This window comes from Methylophilus glucosoxydans (assembly GCF_042676145.1).
GTDB lineage: Bacteria > Pseudomonadota > Gammaproteobacteria > Burkholderiales > Methylophilaceae > Methylophilus > Methylophilus glucosoxydans.
In genome coordinates, this window is record NZ_JBHTJW010000003.1 from 99,222 (window position 1) to 115,287 (window position 16,066).

Annotated in this window: 20 protein-coding genes; 8 read left to right on the forward strand and 12 right to left on the reverse strand. The window is 50.7% G+C overall.

The features are described 5' to 3' along the window. Positions 1–36: 36 nt before the first annotated feature. The 5 genes from ACFQ1T_RS12180 to ACFQ1T_RS12200 form a co-directional block, all read right to left on the reverse strand. Positions 37–516, reverse strand: coding sequence for a hypothetical protein (locus ACFQ1T_RS12180; RefSeq protein ID WP_379077149.1), 480 nt, complete (start codon positions 514–516; stop codon positions 37–39). Positions 517–567: 51 nt separating this feature from the next. Next, a complete protein-coding gene (locus ACFQ1T_RS12185; RefSeq protein WP_194747336.1) occupies positions 568–948 on the reverse strand; it encodes a response regulator in 381 nt (126 codons plus the stop codon). Between the two features lie 89 nt (positions 949–1,037). Next, a complete protein-coding gene (locus ACFQ1T_RS12190) occupies positions 1,038–1,670 on the reverse strand; it encodes a response regulator (protein ID WP_194747335.1) in 633 nt (210 codons plus the stop codon). Positions 1,671–1,679: 9 nt separating this feature from the next. After that, positions 1,680–2,183, reverse strand: coding sequence for a phage holin family protein (locus ACFQ1T_RS12195; protein WP_379077152.1), 504 nt, complete (start codon positions 2,181–2,183; stop codon positions 1,680–1,682). 12 nt (positions 2,184–2,195) lie between these two features. Beyond that, positions 2,196–2,612, reverse strand: coding sequence for a DUF883 family protein (locus tag ACFQ1T_RS12200; protein WP_379077155.1), 417 nt, complete (start codon positions 2,610–2,612; stop codon positions 2,196–2,198). Positions 2,613–2,906: 294 nt separating this feature from the next. Here ACFQ1T_RS12200 and ACFQ1T_RS12205 point away from each other — a divergent pair, with 294 nt between their 5' ends. From ACFQ1T_RS12205 to ACFQ1T_RS12215, 3 genes are all read left to right on the forward strand, one after another. After that, positions 2,907–4,337, forward strand: a complete 1,431-nt coding sequence (locus ACFQ1T_RS12205) for a sensor histidine kinase (RefSeq protein WP_379077158.1) — start codon at positions 2,907–2,909, stop codon at positions 4,335–4,337. Positions 4,338–4,483: 146 nt separating this feature from the next. Next, complete coding sequence (locus tag ACFQ1T_RS12210) at positions 4,484–4,999, forward strand: BON domain-containing protein (RefSeq protein WP_275357102.1); 516 nt, start codon at positions 4,484–4,486, stop codon at positions 4,997–4,999. 154 nt (positions 5,000–5,153) lie between these two features. Beyond that, positions 5,154–5,561, forward strand: coding sequence for a BON domain-containing protein (locus tag ACFQ1T_RS12215; RefSeq protein ID WP_313983412.1), 408 nt, complete (start codon positions 5,154–5,156; stop codon positions 5,559–5,561). A gap of 48 nt (positions 5,562–5,609) precedes the next feature. Here ACFQ1T_RS12215 and ACFQ1T_RS12220 read toward each other — a convergent pair whose 3' ends face one another. Beyond that, positions 5,610–6,137, reverse strand: coding sequence for a lipocalin family protein (locus ACFQ1T_RS12220; RefSeq protein WP_379077692.1), 528 nt, complete (start codon positions 6,135–6,137; stop codon positions 5,610–5,612). A gap of 149 nt (positions 6,138–6,286) precedes the next feature. Between ACFQ1T_RS12220 and ACFQ1T_RS12225 the strand changes: the two genes are divergently transcribed. Both ACFQ1T_RS12225 and ACFQ1T_RS12230 read left to right on the forward strand, forming a co-directional pair. After that, a complete protein-coding gene (locus ACFQ1T_RS12225; protein WP_275357100.1) occupies positions 6,287–6,721 on the forward strand; it encodes a glycine zipper domain-containing protein in 435 nt (144 codons plus the stop codon). 75 nt (positions 6,722–6,796) lie between these two features. Beyond that, the gene (locus ACFQ1T_RS12230; RefSeq protein ID WP_275357099.1) at positions 6,797–7,237 is read left to right on the forward strand and encodes a bacteriocin; all 441 of its coding nucleotides are present in this window, start codon (positions 6,797–6,799) and stop codon (positions 7,235–7,237) included. 96 nt (positions 7,238–7,333) lie between these two features. Here the strand turns inward: ACFQ1T_RS12230 and sugE are convergent, their stop codons facing one another. Then, complete coding sequence (gene sugE, locus ACFQ1T_RS12235; protein WP_194747328.1) at positions 7,334–7,651, reverse strand: quaternary ammonium compound efflux SMR transporter SugE; 318 nt, start codon at positions 7,649–7,651, stop codon at positions 7,334–7,336. 20 nt (positions 7,652–7,671) lie between these two features. Next, complete coding sequence (locus ACFQ1T_RS12240) at positions 7,672–8,388, reverse strand: pseudouridine synthase (protein WP_338656883.1); 717 nt, start codon at positions 8,386–8,388, stop codon at positions 7,672–7,674. Positions 8,389–8,493: 105 nt separating this feature from the next. Between ACFQ1T_RS12240 and ACFQ1T_RS12245 the strand changes: the two genes are divergently transcribed. Beyond that, positions 8,494–9,288, forward strand: a complete 795-nt coding sequence (locus ACFQ1T_RS12245) for a TrmH family RNA methyltransferase (RefSeq protein WP_275357097.1) — start codon at positions 8,494–8,496, stop codon at positions 9,286–9,288. A gap of 7 nt (positions 9,289–9,295) precedes the next feature. On the opposite strand, the gene hslO is transcribed toward ACFQ1T_RS12245, so the two are convergent. The 4 genes from hslO to ACFQ1T_RS12265 form a co-directional block, all read right to left on the reverse strand. Then, on the reverse strand, positions 9,296–10,168 hold the full coding sequence (hslO, locus tag ACFQ1T_RS12250; RefSeq protein ID WP_313983430.1) for an Hsp33 family molecular chaperone HslO: 873 nt from the start codon (positions 10,166–10,168) through the stop codon (positions 9,296–9,298). A 91-nt stretch (positions 10,169–10,259) separates the two neighbouring features. Beyond that, the gene (locus ACFQ1T_RS12255; RefSeq protein WP_275357095.1) at positions 10,260–12,449 is read right to left on the reverse strand and encodes a TonB-dependent receptor; all 2,190 of its coding nucleotides are present in this window, start codon (positions 12,447–12,449) and stop codon (positions 10,260–10,262) included. A 106-nt stretch (positions 12,450–12,555) separates the two neighbouring features. Beyond that, on the reverse strand, positions 12,556–13,428 hold the full coding sequence (gene gluQRS, locus ACFQ1T_RS12260; RefSeq protein ID WP_379077165.1) for a tRNA glutamyl-Q(34) synthetase GluQRS: 873 nt from the start codon (positions 13,426–13,428) through the stop codon (positions 12,556–12,558). A 6-nt stretch (positions 13,429–13,434) separates the two neighbouring features. Then, a complete protein-coding gene (locus ACFQ1T_RS12265; RefSeq protein ID WP_194747322.1) occupies positions 13,435–13,743 on the reverse strand; it encodes a DUF3301 domain-containing protein in 309 nt (102 codons plus the stop codon). Positions 13,744–13,836: 93 nt separating this feature from the next. Between ACFQ1T_RS12265 and ACFQ1T_RS12270 the strand changes: the two genes are divergently transcribed. Together ACFQ1T_RS12270 and ACFQ1T_RS12275 are read left to right on the forward strand one after the other, a co-directional pair. Beyond that, the gene (locus tag ACFQ1T_RS12270; RefSeq protein ID WP_194747321.1) at positions 13,837–14,511 is read left to right on the forward strand and encodes a hypothetical protein; all 675 of its coding nucleotides are present in this window, start codon (positions 13,837–13,839) and stop codon (positions 14,509–14,511) included. Between the two features lie 343 nt (positions 14,512–14,854). Further along, the gene (locus ACFQ1T_RS12275; protein WP_379077169.1) at positions 14,855–16,045 is read left to right on the forward strand and encodes an ammonium transporter; all 1,191 of its coding nucleotides are present in this window, start codon (positions 14,855–14,857) and stop codon (positions 16,043–16,045) included. Positions 16,046–16,066 lie beyond the last annotated feature (21 nt).

Here is a 16,066-nt window from a genome sequence, read left to right on the forward strand (position 1 = left end):
AAACTGTCTCGTTGGAAAGCGTTATCAGCTGTTGGTCTAGCGCGCCTGCGCAGAGGCGACTTCCTGTGCAATCTGGTTAATGTGGGCGACAAAATCAGCATCTTCGCCGACCAGCAGTCGTGGCAGGTGCTGGCGGAAATCCTCACGCTGGCACCATTCGCGCATGTAATCCTCCCACGACATCCATCGGCGCAAGCGTTTGCCACGCATGTCGGGATCGTAAGCCAGCAAATAGGCGCGCTCAAACAGTGAAATAAGGATTTCAAACAACACCAGTTTGCGCTCCTCCTGTTCGGCGCTGAGCGCCAGGGATTCGCGGTTGGAGCGCAATTGCAGGTCAGGGTGAGCCATCACCAGCTTGAGAAAATCCGTGTAGTTATCTGCCAGTAACTGGTAGACCTCTTCATCTTCATTTTCGCGCTCTTTGCGCTGTTCAAGCACAAACGTCACAATGGCCAGCGGCAAGCCGACCACGGTGACCACATAGCTCAGTAATTCCCAGGTTTCTAATGACATCAAAGCACCGCAGTGTTTCAGGCCGGGTCCGGCCAGGGTTAAGAAGGGTAGTTAGTTGATCTGGCTGGCACGCTGTTGAATGATGTCTATGCACTCATCAAACTGCAAGGACTTGTCAAAAAAATACTCTACGCCCATATTTTGCGCCAGATTACGATAGTAACTGTTGCCATGATTGGTCAACATGACAATGTCAGGCGTTTTGTAAGGGTAGCTCTGCTGGCGGGTATGCCTGACCACATCAAAGCCCGTGCCTTTGGCCAGCTCAATGTCGAGCACGACCATGTCGTACTCATGGGCATTGAGCAGGTTGATCGCTTCATCACTGGTGGTGGCGACATCCTGGATATCAAGCTGCTGACAGTCTTGCAGCATTTCCACAATGACATCACGGATCAACGCAGAATCTTCAACTAACAATAATCTATACATAACAATCTCACCAATGACTCCCTGGGTGATCTAATTTAAGCAAGTTGAATGCTGACATGACAAAAGGGCGCCTTGTTAGTGATTTTTCTTTAGTTAAGTAGCCCATATTTAATGGCATAGTATGTCAGGTCAGCATTTGATTTCATGGCCATTTTTTCCAGAATGCGACTGCGATAAGTGCTCACGGTCTTGATACTGATGAAGAGCTCCTCTGCAATGGCCGTTGGGGTCTGCCCCGCAGCCAGCTTGACGAATACTTGAAACTCGCGGTCGGACAGGGTTTCATGTAACTGTTTCTCCGAAGGATGACTCAGTTCATTGGTCATCAGCTCTGCCAGTTCGGCCGAAATATAGCGTTTGCCGCTGGCAATGGTGCGGATGGCCTGAATGATTTCATCTGAATCCGCATTTTTCGACAAATAGCCCTTGCAGCCGTTACGCATCAGGTTCAATGCATACTGGTCTTCAGAATAGCCGCTCAGCACCAGCACCGGCAAGGTCGGGGCGACGTGCTTAAGCTCATGCAGCGTATCGACCCCATTTTTATCCGGCATGGAAATATCCAGCACCATGGCATCAAACTCGTTTTTGCGTACCAGCTGGATGGCTTCTGAGCCAGAGCTTGCTTCTCCGGTGACCTGCAGGTCAGACTCAAGCTCAATCAGGTTACGTAAACCATCACGAACAATACTGTGATCATCTACCAAAAGAATTCTTTTCATGTGGTTCTCTTATTGTTTTGGGGTGTCAGAAGCCGGTTTTTCAGTATGAGCTGCTTCGCCACCCTCATCTTCAGGTGTTGCCGGTGGCGGTGGCGCAATCTCGTTGCGGAATACCTGCCAGTCATGACTGATCATTGACAGCGAATCTGCAAACAATGGTTTTTTGTACCACTGTGCACGCACTGCCAGAAACACAATCAGCCCGATGGCGGCAGGAATCAGCATCACCAGCCCCAGAATCAAGGTGCGATGTGGATTCTCCCACAAGATGGAAAACAGCCACATCAACCCGAGCAAGCCGGTAAAAATAAACATGCTGAAGACCACCAGCAGGCCGACAATGCTGGTAGCCATACGTTGGGTTTCCTCCAGAAAATCCTGCTTCATGTGTTGCGCTCTGTCTTCGGTATAGTCAGCCACATGATGGCGCAAATTGATGAAATTATCCTTCAATGCCGAGACTTTACGGTCTAGAAACAGTACAGCCACAAATTTCAGGAGGTTTAACCACATAGATTTCCTTAATTATTCGCGACGCTTGGCGCCCAACAGGTATCCTATCAGCAAACCGACGCCAGCGGCTACCAGTACCGTACCCAGTGGATGCTCTTGCACCGTGTCAGCGGTTTTGTCCTTAATGCTGTGGTAGGTATCGCTGACTTCACGCTGTACCTGATCCTTCACACGGCCTGCTTTCGCTGACAGGTTAGAAGCCAATGCCGCTGCATTTTCTTCGCTGGTCAAACGGTCGATATTTGCTTTCAGGGTGTGAATCAAGGCCTTGGCCTTGTCTTGTGTCGTGTCAGCCGTGTCATTGACTGCGTCCAGCAAATCATTAGCGGTGGATTTGACTTGCGCTGCAATTTCTTCAATGGCTTGGTCAGATTTTTTAGCTAAATCATCCGTTGTATTTTCAACATGGTCTTTGGAAAAATTAAACATTTTGCAACTCCTTTAAAAAGTCATACAGCATGGTTGAAATCGATCTTGATGTTATATGAGCATTAAGATGCGTTTTCAATATGGTGCCATCTTAACTGCCCGGCCTGCGAGAACCTATCGGCTCACTACCGATTACACGGTCAGAATTCTCTGACAATGCTTATTTGGCTTGATCACGCATGTTTACATTGCCCATCCTCATCAAGCCCGTTATGATGATAATGTATTGTTCACAATGCACATTAAAATACGCTGGATTGACCCTTCTTTCAATCTTTATCCTTGTAAACCCGCATGCAAAAAATCAGAACCCAATTGATGGCCTTGCTGGACAGGCTGGAAGTCATCAGTGATACCTTTGGCGGTAATACGGTGGCTTTACTGACGGTGAGTTTACTGCTCGCTGCGGCCATGCTGGTGGTGAACGATCGCTTGATCGTCAATACGCGTGAAAAAACAGACCTGCTGACCAAACTGGACCAGCTCCTGATGGAGGAGTGGAAAACACAAGCCAGTCTTTCGGTGGCTGAAAGCGCGCAGCGCGGCTACTTGCTCACCCGTTCGGAAAACTATTTCGCGCCTTATGACGAGGCGACGCAGGAGATCAGCGAACATCTGCAAAACATCAATACGCTGTTGAACCACACCAATCTGGTCAAGCACATCACGATACAAAACATCATGAACCAGCTGGTCAACAGCATAGCCAAAAAATCTGCCGAAATGAGTGTGACCATTGATTTTGCCAAGAAGCACCAGTTCGACAAGGCATTGGCCGTGGTCAAGCTGGACTCTGGCATTAAAGAAAGTGCGAACGTGCAAATGCTCTCGCGCCAGTTTGAGAAGGAAATCACCGATTACCGTCACGAACTGGCCGAGGCGAGAAATAATATGCGGCGCATGATGCGCTGGTTTGTCATGGCGTGCCCGTTGATCTTTGTGTCACTGGTGGTACTGGTGATTCGCCGTTTATTGCGTGAGCTGGCAGAAAAAGCCAATTTGCACGAACGCTTGACGGATGAGAACGCTGAATACGAGCGCAATATCCAGACCCTAACCGTCAGCCTGCAACGACAGGCCCTGCAGGCACAGACCAACATTGAGCGTGAGCGATACCAGCTCTCGCGCGAATTGCATGATGAGCTGGGCTCGTTGTTGACAGCCATTAAAATGGATATTTCCTGGGCGATCAAATACTTAAAAGACAGCTCGCCGCAAATCACCGACAAGCTGAAAAAGACCAACCAATACCTGGACCGTAGTATCAACTTTAAACGTGAGATTGTGCAAAACCTGCACCCCTCCATGATCAAGAGTTTTGGTCTGATCGCCTCGTTGCAAAACCTGGTTGATGAGGCCGCTGCCCGTAACCATTGGCAAATGGATATCATCATGCCCGAGCAAGAGCTCATGATGAACGAGACCTTGAGTTTGATTATTTATCGCCTGGTGCAAGAGAGCCTGAATAACTGCAGCAAGTATGCACAGGCCAGTGGCGTTTCGGTGCATCTGATGCACGACGACCAGCATATCAAGCTTGAAATTGCCGATAATGGTATCGGCTTTGACATGAGTAGTCTGAACAGTAGTAACACCGGCATTAGCGGCATGCGCAACCGGGTAGAGTCTATTGGCGGCCATTATGAAGTCACCAGTACGCCTGGCCAGGGCACCAGTACGCGGGTGATGTTACCTTTCCTCGCTGCCGAACCGGCAAACAACTAAGCCTCCTTATACAGCGTTTTGCACGCTGTAGTCATATTCTGACAAGGGATTCAGTCGGTGGACGACTGACCCCTGCGCTCCCAGCCAGTAACATGGCTACACATCGCATCAACTACTTTGCGATGTGCGTAAATAAGGAGACGCAAATGTCAATGTCAAAATATAAACAAGCAATCATCTTTGGCAGCCTGTTGGCAACAACAATCACTGTGAATGCCTTTGCGTTCGATTTGGACGAAGTGCAAAACGGCGTACAGCCCTATCAGGAAGAGTTTAAGGCCTTGGACAAGAATGGCAACAGCACCTTGACCTGGGCAGAAATACAGCAAGACAAAAACGTAAAGAAAAAAGATTTCAAAGCGTTTGACCACGACAATGATGGCACTTTGAGCTATGAAGAATTTGCAGAGCTTAAGACACAGACCAGCCAGAAAGCCATTAAAGGCGCCATGTCTGACAGCTGGATCACCACTAAAGTCAAAGCCAAACTGCTCGAGGAAGAATCCTTGAAGTCACTCAAGATCAGCGTGGAAACTCATAAAGGCGAAGTATTGCTGAGTGGATTTGTGGGAGATGCCTCTCTCAAAGCCAAGGCTGAAGAATTGGTGACTGGTGTAGAGGGCGTTAAATCTGTGAAAAACGCTATTGTGGTGAAAGGTTAACTCACACCCCCTCGCAAGCTACATATCCTCTCCCAATGATGTAGCTTGCTTTTTTTGTTTGGCGGGTTGTCCTACAAGTAGTTGTTAGATTCATCCTCTTTGCAGCTTGGACAACTCGCCCTCTTAATCACGTGTACAAATGAAAGGAAACATCATGAAAATGAACCGTTATCTGACTATGAGTGCTTTAGTAACTTTAATGGGTCTTGCCAGCACCCATGCGCTGGCACAAGGCGAACCGATGTATAAATTTTTGCCTAGCGAAACGGTGGTCGACAATGTGAAAACCCTGTTGCAGAGCCATGGCGTAGATGCTTCAGCAATTGAAGTGAATTCTGACACCCATGGTGTGGTTCAACTGAGCGGTCAGGTTGCTTCCAAAGAGCAGGTTGAAACGGTGACTAATCTGGCCAAACAGGCTGAAGGCGTGTATGCCGTTCTGGGCGAGTTGCGCTATACCACAGGTGAAGTGGTGCCAGCCCCTGCGCCCGCAGGCATGGATACAGTGATGGATACCCCACCTGCACCTGGCAGCGCTGTTGAGCAGATGGATGCCCAATGAACTGATGGACAAGGCCATGCGGTGGTATCAGAGATGTCCCGGCAGGAGTTATTGATGCTGGGGCATCACATGTCTACCGGATTCGTACTCGGCCTGGTTGGTTTGTCGGATGAACAGTAACTGATCGGTGGCAAAACCCAACTCTTTGGCTTTGGCCATCAAATGTTGTTTGATCGGGTAGGGGAGTTGTGGTGTGCGGGAGAGTATCCATAAGTAGTCTCTGCCACTGCTAACCAAGGCATAGTTGTAATAAGGCTTATCGATTTCGAGGATGGTGTAATCACCATAAAAAGGGCCGAAGAATGACACCTTGAGTTTGCCGGTACGGCTGCCGTCAGGATTGGCCGGATCGACAAATTTGGCCTTGCCGGTAGCGACACTCCAGTCGTTTTTCTGGGGATCGAAGCCACGGTTCACTACCTTGAGCGTGCCATCCGCTTCGATGGTGTAATTGGCCGTGACTTGCTCCAAGCCTTTTTCAAATCGGTTGTCCAGTCTGGCAATTTCATACCAGGTTCCGGTGTATTGGTTAGGGTCAAAGCTGCGGACAATGGATTGCTCGGCCTGGCTGGGCATCGGCGCTGAGCAGCTGATGAGACAAGTTGACACGATGCAAATGCAAAAGAGGCTGAGACGGCTATTTAACATAACAATATAGTCAATAAACAATATATGGTTTTTCAAAGACCATTTAAAATAGCATAAATTCAAACAAGGGATACAACATGAAAAAATTGATTTGGGGTGTGTTGTTCATATGCGCAACACCAGTCATGGCAGATAATCTGGAAACAGGTCTTGGCGGCGGCCTGGGCGCTGCAGCCGGGACTGCAGTAGGTAGCGTGTTAGGCGGCTCTACCGGTGAGGTCATCGGTGGCGCTGTCGGCGGTGGTCTGGGAGGCGCGGCGACCACAGGCCGTGCGGGACGGACCGGTGCCATTTTGGGTGGGGCTGCGGGCGGTGCCACCGGGGCAATGGTTGGGCGTAAAGTGAGCGGTACTACCACAGGCGCTGTGGTCGGCGCCGGTGTTGGCGGTGCAGGCGGTGCAGTGGTCGGTAAAGTGATAGACGAGCCGGATCCCTATGCAGGGCGTGGCTATGGCAAACGACACAAAGGTCCGCGCCATCACCACAAGCACAGACACCATGATCACGATTAAGACTGCTGATTAAGCGCGCGTGTCGTACAAGTGTCTATTTGATCCTCTTCCCTTTTTCATTGAATGGAGCATGACATGAAAACATGGATGATTGCTGTCAGTTTGCTGATTGCCAGCAACCCCAGTTGGGCGCAAAGCTGTAATAGCAAAAATGTCGGTGCCAGTGGCGTCGGTGGCTTGGCTGGTTCAGCCATTGGTGCCGTGATGCTGGGGCCCGCGGGTGAAGTGCTCGGGGGCGCCGTAGGTGGTGCCGTGGGGAGTGTGGTCGCCAATGGCGGCAAAGCACAGCCGGCGACGATGTTGGGGGGTGCCGTGGGCGGGGCCGGCGGTGCAATCCTGGGGCGTGGTTTGGGTGGTGGCAGGTTGCTCGCGGTGATTGGTGCCGGTTTAGGCAGTGCAGGCGGCGCTTGCGTGGCTCAGCAAAGTGGAGCCACAAAAACACATCACGTCTCACACACGAAAAAACAGACTGCCAATAACGCCACTGCCAAAGCACAAAAATTGCTCGGTAGTTAAATCCAGGCTTGGGGGCAGCTTGAGTTTCAAGTTGCCCGGCTTTCACACAACAGGATTTAAAATTGCCAGTTTGCTAATGCCAGTGCTTGCTGGCAGTTAATGCGCCGCCAGCTTGAGGCCGATAATGCCGGCCATAATCATGCACAAGCTGAAGATGCGCAATGGAGATACCGGTTCATTAAATAGCCAGATGCCGCCGATCACAGTACCGACAGCCCCAATGCCAACCCAGACGGCATAAGCCGTGCCGACAGGCAGCTGCTTGACACAGACGCCCAAAAGCCAGACGCTGATGACCATGGTCACGATGGTCCAGAACGAGGGCCAAAACTTGGTGAATCCCTCGGTATACTTCAAACCGATAGCCCAGGCGGTCTCAAACAATCCCGCAATTATCAGCACTAACCAGATCATGAAGGTCCTTTGTTGATCGTTCAGGATTGAACGGCAATTAAATCCTCGTCGGTGAGCCAGCGCCATTCCCCCACTGCCAGAGTCTCTGGTAGCGCAAGTTGACCAATTTTGATACGTTTCAAGGCTTCTACGCGGTTGCCGGTGGCGGCGATCATGCGCTTGACCTGATGGTATTTGCCTTCTGCCAGCGTGAGGTGTATCACGTTCTCTGTGATCTGTGTGGCGGCCAAGGCAGCAATCGTTTCGTCTTCATCAATCAGTTGCACGCCTGCCAACAGGTGCTGCATATCGGCAGTGCTCAAAGCGTGTTTGCAAGTCACCTCGTATACCTTGGGTACATGGTGTTTGGGTGAACTGACTTTGTGAATAAACTGGCCATCGTCTGACAGTAAAATCAGGCCGGTGGTATCTTCATCCAGCCGTCCGATACACTGTACTCCGCGCTCTACCAGCGGGCTGGGCAGCAGTGTATAGATGGTCGGATGAAATTGGGTTTTATGCGTACATTCATAATGCGCCGGTTTGTGCATCATCAGGTAACTATGCTCGCGGTATTGCCAGGGCTCACCTTCCACCGTGAAGTGCAGGCTGTTGTCGAGCGCAAACTTAGCGTCCGGGTCATCACAGGGTTCACCATTGACGGTCACTGCATCGTTAACAATTAAAATGCGGCACATTTTGCGTGTGCCAAAGCCCTGCCGGTGCAAGATACGTTCTAAATCAAGTGTTTTTGCCATGCAGGAATTATACGTGAATGGTGCGCAGCTTTGGGCTGGGCGCGTATTTGTGGATGGATTCCAGGCAAAAATCAGCCAGCCGCGCAATTCACGTATAATTCCTGCATGGCTTTTAAACATATTACCTCCCGCGATAACCCTGTCTTCAAGCAATTGCGCAAGCTGGCCGACCAGTCGCGTGAGCGCAAAAAAACGGCGTCTACCCTGTTGGAGGGCGTGCATTTGATTGAAGCCTACCATCAGGTCTATGGTGAACCCAGGCTGCTGATTATCCCTGAAGGGCATAGTAATGACGAGGCGACGGCCTTGATACAGCAGTTGACGGATGTGGATACGATGCTGTTGCCTACGTTGATGTTTGCCGAGTTGGCGCCAGTGGCATCCAGTAGTGGTGTGATGGCCTTGGTGGATATTCCTGCTGCGACGCTGCCCGCGCACTGTGATTTTGCACTGGTGATAGAAGATATCCAGGATCCGGGTAATTTGGGCAGCATCTTGCGGACGGCCGCGGCCGCAGGCGTGCAGGCCGCCTATCTGACTAAAGGTTGTACCGATGCCTGGTCGCCCAAAGCGCTCAGAGGCGGGCAGGGGGCACAGTTTATTTTACCGCTGATGGAAAGCGTGGATGCGCTCGAGGTGATTGCGGGCTTTTCCGGCAAAACCCTTGCTTTGACCATGCAGGGCGCCAGCTTGTATCAGCAAGGGCTGCAAGAGCCCGTCTTGTTTGTGGTGGGCAACGAAGGGGCTGGGATTTCTGCTGCGCTGCAAGCCGCGGTTGAGACCTGTGTCACCATTCCTATGGCACATCAGGGCACACTGGCCCTGGAGTCTTTGAATGCGGCCGCAGCCACCGCGATTGCGTTATTTGAATGCCAGCGCCAACGCGGACTGGGCACATAGCCGCAGATTAGTGTTTGATGCCAGGCGAGTTGTCTGCCTCAAACAAGGCGAGCGCTTCTTCTTCATCAACCACATAGTGTTTGTGGCAAAAGTCACATTGAATCTCAATGCTGCCTTGCTCCTGCAAAATGCTTTGCACTTCTTCCAGACCCAGCATTTGCAGCATATTGCTGACATTGGCTTGCGAGCAACTACAAAACGCCTGCACTTCGCGCCCGCTAAATAACCGTACATCTTCTTCCACAAACAACCGCTGCAAGAGGGTGACCGCTTCCAGATCCAACAGCTCCGGGGCCGTGACAGTACCCGCCAGATGTTGCACACGGTTCCAGCAGTCCAGATCACTTTCTTGCTGCTGCGGCAATTTTTGCAACAGCAGGCCAGCCGCGCGGTTTCCCTCCGCGGTCAGCCATAGGCGGGTGTCAATCTGTTGAGAGCGCAGCATGTAGTTTTCAAGCATGCTGGCTATGCTGTCACCTTCTAGCGGCACAATGCCCTGATAAGGCTCGCCCGTTTCAGGCATCAGGGTAATCACCAGCTGGCCTTGTGCGAGCCAGTCTATTAAATGTGGGCCATTGAGTTCGCCACTGATCTTGGCTGTCGCGCGGATATTTAAAGCAGAAGTGCATTCAACCACCAATAACTGCAAGGCGCCTTTACTTTGCAATTGCAAAATCAGTTTCCCTTGCATTTTGAGGGTAGAGGTCAGCAACACACTGGCTGCCGCAAACTCACCAATCACGCTTTTGAGCGCATCAGGCAGGCTCTGATGCTCAAGCGCAGTGAACAGGCTTTGATTGAGCTGAACAAAATTACCGCGCACGGCGGACTGTTCAAAAATAAAAGGGTGCAGTTGGTCTGGACGTTGTGCATTTTTCATGTGCGCTATTTTAACATTGAAGCTTGGCGTCGCTGACACCCGCAATAAAAAAGCCCGCACAGTGGCGGGCTAAAATCACATGCATGCTAGATCAGAAATGATAGTTCAAGGTCGCACGGGCGTTTAAAGGCGCACCGGGCGTAATGTTATTGTTGTTGTGCGCAAACAGGGCATAGTCTTTGTTAGTCAGGTTCTCGATATTGATTTGCGCATCCCACTGCGGGCTTAACTTGGCAAAAATCGCTGCATCAAAACGCGTGTAACCAGGCAGCAGCGTGCTTTGGCTAGCCGTTGGGGTGGCCGCATACATTTCTGAGCGGCTGACCATGCCCAACGCGACGGCCCACATGTCATTGATCTGGTATTTATTCCACAATGAGAAGGTGCGGGTGGGTGTCATTGCCAGATTGCTGCCAGCCAGGATCGCACTGTTGCCTGCGCCTTGCTGTTTGGTGATTTCGCCTTCTTGCAACGTGAATGCGCCCATGACCTGCCATTGGTCAGTCACCTTGCCGCTCAGGCCAACTTCCAGACCTTTGGTTTCCTGGCCGTCAAGCAGAATAGAGTTACCTGTATTTGTAGGGTCTGCGGCCAAAACATTTTCTCTTTCAAGTTGAAAAATGGCGGCAGTCAATGCCAGATTGGGGTTGATATCCCATTTTGCGCCGACTTCTTTATTAATGAATTTTTCAGGCTTGAAGCTTTGAGTGCTCACGGTAAGACCAATCAACTGATCCCCAGCGCGCGGCACATATGAGGTGCTGTAGCTTGCATATAGCGAGCTATCCGTCGTAGGTTTGTAAATCAGCCCGGCTCGCGGTGAAAGCAGATTATTTGTGACATTGATATTAGCAAAGTTACCTGTTCGCAAGTCGGTGTAATTTGTTTCCAAATGATCATGTCTTAAGCCCAGGACTGCCTGCCATTTGGGGTTGAAAACGATTTGATCCTGCAAGTATATGGCGGCAACGGTAAAGTCACTTTTCTGATTGCGGCTGGTTGCATTAAAGGCTACATTGGAAACTGTAGGGTTATCGGCCGAGACGCTGCCAGTTAAGTTTTCACTCGTTCCCTGAGTGAGTCGCTTATTTGTCGTATCTTGTGCAGCAAGCTCTGTCCCAGCCAGCAACTTATGTTCTACATTTCCAGTTTTGGCTGTATAGGTAATATCAGTTTGGTTAATCAGGTTCTCACGTTTTGTCTCATCTCGATAAGCGCCTAATTGCAGGGTATTGGCGGTTGTCACACTGCTATTTGCATAAACGTTTTGATAATACTTATCGTAGTAGGCCAAACGGGTACTGTTTTTGACCTGCACGCCGTTATCAAAGGCATGGCTGATGGCAGCATTAAAGGCGACAGTTTCTGTTTCGGTCGGGCTTAATTTTGCGTTACCAAAAAACTTGTCATAATCCTTGATGCGATAAGGACGATTATTCAGGTTGCTGTTGTCCCCACCGATAAAAGACGGTATGCCTCTATCCGCAGTGCGTTCGTCTTTAAAGTATTCGGCACTTAAAACAATCTCGGTTTTATCCCCCGGCTTGATCGTAAAGGTCGGTGTCATGCCGTAGCGTTTTAATTCCACGCCATCACGGTAAGAGTTGGAGTTTTCATACACCGCATTGAGTCTGAATGCTAATTCTTCTGACAACCCTTGACCATAATCAGCGGTGATCCGGCGGTGATCGAAACTGCCGTAGCTCACGCTCAGGTCTCTGACGGGATCCCAGCCGGCTTTTTTGCTGACGCGGTTCACGACACCGCCTGCGCCGCCGCGGCCAAAAATCATGCCGTTAGGGCCTTTAAGCACCTCGATACGGTCAGTGTTATATAAGTCGCGGTAAGTCTGAATGTCATCGCGCAGGCCGTCTACAAACAAGTCACCCGTAGTCTGGTTGCCACGTAATACAAGCTGGTCACGGTTACCTTCACCTTGTGCCGCTTGCACACCAGGCACATAGCGTACAGCATCAGCGATGCTTTGCATGGACTGGTCTTGCATAAAGTCGCGCGTAATCACGGTAATGGCTTGCGGTACGTTGACCAGCTCGGTATCGGTTCTGGTCGCGGAGGTGGAGCGCTTTGCGTTGTAACCCTTGACCGGTTTGGTGTCACTCTGTTTCTCTGCCTTGACCTCGACCTCTTGTAACTCGACGGTTTCGCGCTCACTGGCGCCTAACGCGGTCATGGATAACAGTGCGCTACTAAAAAACAGCCCGATCGAGAGCAGCGTTGGACGAGGTCTGAACGGATTTTCTTGGGTATTTTTAATCGTCATAAAATTAATATCCTCTCAATGATTGTCGCGAATATTAACTTAGTTGATAATGGTTATCAATAAATTTTGTAAGTTTTGTCAGCAAATCACGGGATAAGCGTGAGTACTAGTCGCTAGCAAGCTGGCCGAGTTGCCAATGGGCCATTGCCCATTGCCACAGCGCAGGCAAGTTTGAAAAATTGGGAACCGGTTGCGGTAAATAGGGTAGAAAGTTGAAGGCGGCAACGAGCGTGGCCAGGATATTGTCGAGCGGCAAAGCGGTTGCCAGGGTTTGTTTGCTGAGTTTTTGCCCTTGGTCGTTCAATACCAGCGGGATATGGGCATAAGCTGGGGTGGCATAGCCCAAGCACTGTTGCAGATAGATCTGCCGCGTGGTGGACTGCAGCAGGTCAGCACCGCGCACCACATGGGTCACGCCTTGCAAAGCATCATCAACGACCACGGCTAACTGGTAGCTGAACAGACCATCGGCACGCTTGATCACAAAGTCACCGATGTCTCTGGCCATGGCATGTTGCTGCCAGCCGACAACTCTATCGGCAAAGCCGATATTGATAGCAGGCGTTTTCAAGCGCCAGGCAGCTGGTGTGTCTGGTTTAATGGGATGTTGCAGGCAAGTGCCAGGATAAATGGCACCTTCAATGCCCAGTTGTGTTGAGCTGTCGGCAATCTCCTTGCGCGAGCAGGTGCAAGGGTATGCCAGGCCCCGGTGGCGTAACTGCGCCAGGGCCTGCTCATAGTGCTCGGTGCGTTCACTTTGGTAGACGATTTTCTCATCCCAAACAAAGCCATAATGCTGCAGGGTGCGAATCATGTCTGCGCTGGCGCCGGCTACGCGGCGGGTGGTGTCTACATCTTCTATACGCAGCAGCCAGCGGCCGCCCTGGCTTTTAGCATCGCAGTAACTGGCGACGGCGGCGACCAGTGAGCCAAAATGCAAGGGGCCGGTAGGCGAAGGGGCAAAGCGGCCAACCACCATGGTGTTTTACTGGGTGACGTAAGGCGGAATATGCCAGGCTACCAATTGGCCGCCTCGCAATTGCAGATGACAGGCCATGCGCTCAATGCCCTGGCTGGAGACGTCAAAGGTATACGTGCGTTGTAACTGCATGCGACCATTGCCGTCCCTTGCAAAACCGACGCGGGCGCAAGCCACGGTTTCATCCAGAAACTGCAGATGGCAGCGCTCAGCCAACTGGCGGCCAATCTTGAGCGCGATCTCACGTTTCGAAATCGTATCCATCCAATACCATGCGCCCGCCATCAAAATGGCTAATAAGGCCCATTCAGCCATCGTTGTTCTCCTTTAAGACGATTATCTTTTTCAGTGTATGATGACCAATAATCCGTTTCATATTCATTTCATTCTTATTTAGTGTTGTTAACGATGAATTCAAGCCGCGAAGCAGATGCGATTCAAGCTTATTATAATTTATTGCACAGCAAGGGCGCTGATGCTGCCATCATGGCACAGCGCGACGCGGTGCTGGCTGAGTTAACGCCGCTATTAAAAGACCAGGAATGCAGCAGCACGGTCTACCGGCAAGCGGTGGACGATTGTCTGGCCGACAAGGAAGCCCAGCGCTGGCCAGAAATCCTGACCATTATCCGCGAGTTTTATCCTTTTTGGCGTGGCGATGTGAAAGCCGTCATGCAATATGCCGATACTGTCGGCTTTGAATTACATCCTATCGGTTGGCAGCCGGCGGTGATTGATTTGCAGTCCGTTTGGCCGGCGTTGCAGTCCGAGAAGTTTGAAACAGCAGAATTATGGCCGCTTAACGGCTACGTCAAAGCGCTCAAATCCATGGAGCACAAGCAGGAGATGGATATTGAACTGCGTACGCGCATGGCAAAGCTCATGTTGTTGCGCTTGCGTGAAGCACCACTCACAGAAAAAAACGCCTACCGCATCACCGCTGACGCAACCCTGCCGCTATTTAATCTCAAAAATACCCGTCACCTATTTTTAAACGCGGTGCGTGAATTTTACTATTTCTGGTCTGCGCATCCTGATGCGGTCGAAATGCTCAAGCAATTGCAACCGGTCGAGATCATATAAGTCTGTCCCTCCTCCGTATTGGCATACGACGATACGGTTATCCACCGCTTTATCCGTGTTTTGTTGACGCAAACTCTCGATGAGTTCGCATGGCATGCCTCATTCATCAGCATTTGAGCATCTTTAAGTACTTTTGTTTAAATATGCCCTAATTTGCACCAATAATGTGCAATGCACTTTTGATTGAGTTATTTTGGGGCGTTTTTGCCGGTGCCCAAACTCCACTCCTTTTAAAATCAATCACTTAAAAATGGCCTGATATTTGCTTGAAACCTGCGCATTTTAAAAAGGCGTGTCTTTCAAACAAAACGCCAATCAATAATTATTGAATTCGGAGAGCGAAATGGAATCATTAGTGACAGCTAATGACGTCCTGTTTGTATTGCTGGGGGCCATCATGGTCTTGGCAATGCATGCCGGTTTTGCCTTTTTGGAGGTCGGCACAGTACGTCAAAAAAATCAGGTGAATGCCCTGGTTAAAATTATGGTGGATTTTTGTGTGTCTACCATTGCCTATTTTTTTATTGGCTATGGCATTGCTTACGGCATCCACTTTTTCAATGGTGCCGAAACACTGACCGTGCAAAACGGTTACGGTCTGGTCAAGTTCTTCTTCTTGCTCACCTTTGCCGCCGCCATTCCTGCCATTATTTCTGGCGGCATTGCTGAGCGCGCCAAATTCAACCCGCAACTGGCCGCAACATTTTTGCTGGTTGGCTTTGTTTATCCGTTTTTTGAAGGCATTGCCTGGAACGCTCATTTTGGGTTTCAGGACTGGCTGAAGGTCAGTTATGGTGCAAACTTTCACGATTTTGCCGGTTCGGTGGTCGTGCATGCCATGGGCGGCTGGATTGCCTTGCCTGCGGTGATACTGCTGGGCGCACGTAATGGTCGCTATACCAAAGATGGCCGTTTGCATGCCTATCCACCTTCCAATATTCCATTCCTCGCCTTGGGTGCATGGATACTCACTGTAGGCTGGTTCGGTTTTAACGTCATGTCCGCCCAATCCATACAAGGCATTTCCGGCCTGGTAGCGGTCAATTCACTGATGGCGCTGGTGGGTGGCACGCTGGCCGCATTGCTGCTGGGTAAAAATGACCCGGGCTTTGTGCATAATGGCCCGTTGGCTGGTCTGGTGGCCGTCTGTGCCGGTTCTGATGTCATGCACCCACTGGGCGCACTGGTCACTGGCGCAGTCGCTGGCACCTTGTTTGTCTGGGCATTCACCCTCACGCAAACACGCTTCAAAATCGATGATGTGCTTGGTGTCTGGCCGTTGCACGGCTTGTGTGGTGCCTGGGGCGGTATCGCGGCAGGTATCTTCGGTGCGACCAGTCTTGGTGGCATGGGCGGCGTCAGCCTGATGAGCCAGCTGGCAGGTACTGCATTGGGTGTAGTGATCGCGCTAGTGGGCGGAACCATCGTTTACGGCGCATTAAAGAAAATCGTAGGTATCCGCCTGGATGCCGAGTCAGAGTTTGATGGCGCGGATTTGAGCATCCATAAAATCCCGTCGGTGTCTGGGGATTAAGGCCTATCACTTTAGAAATAT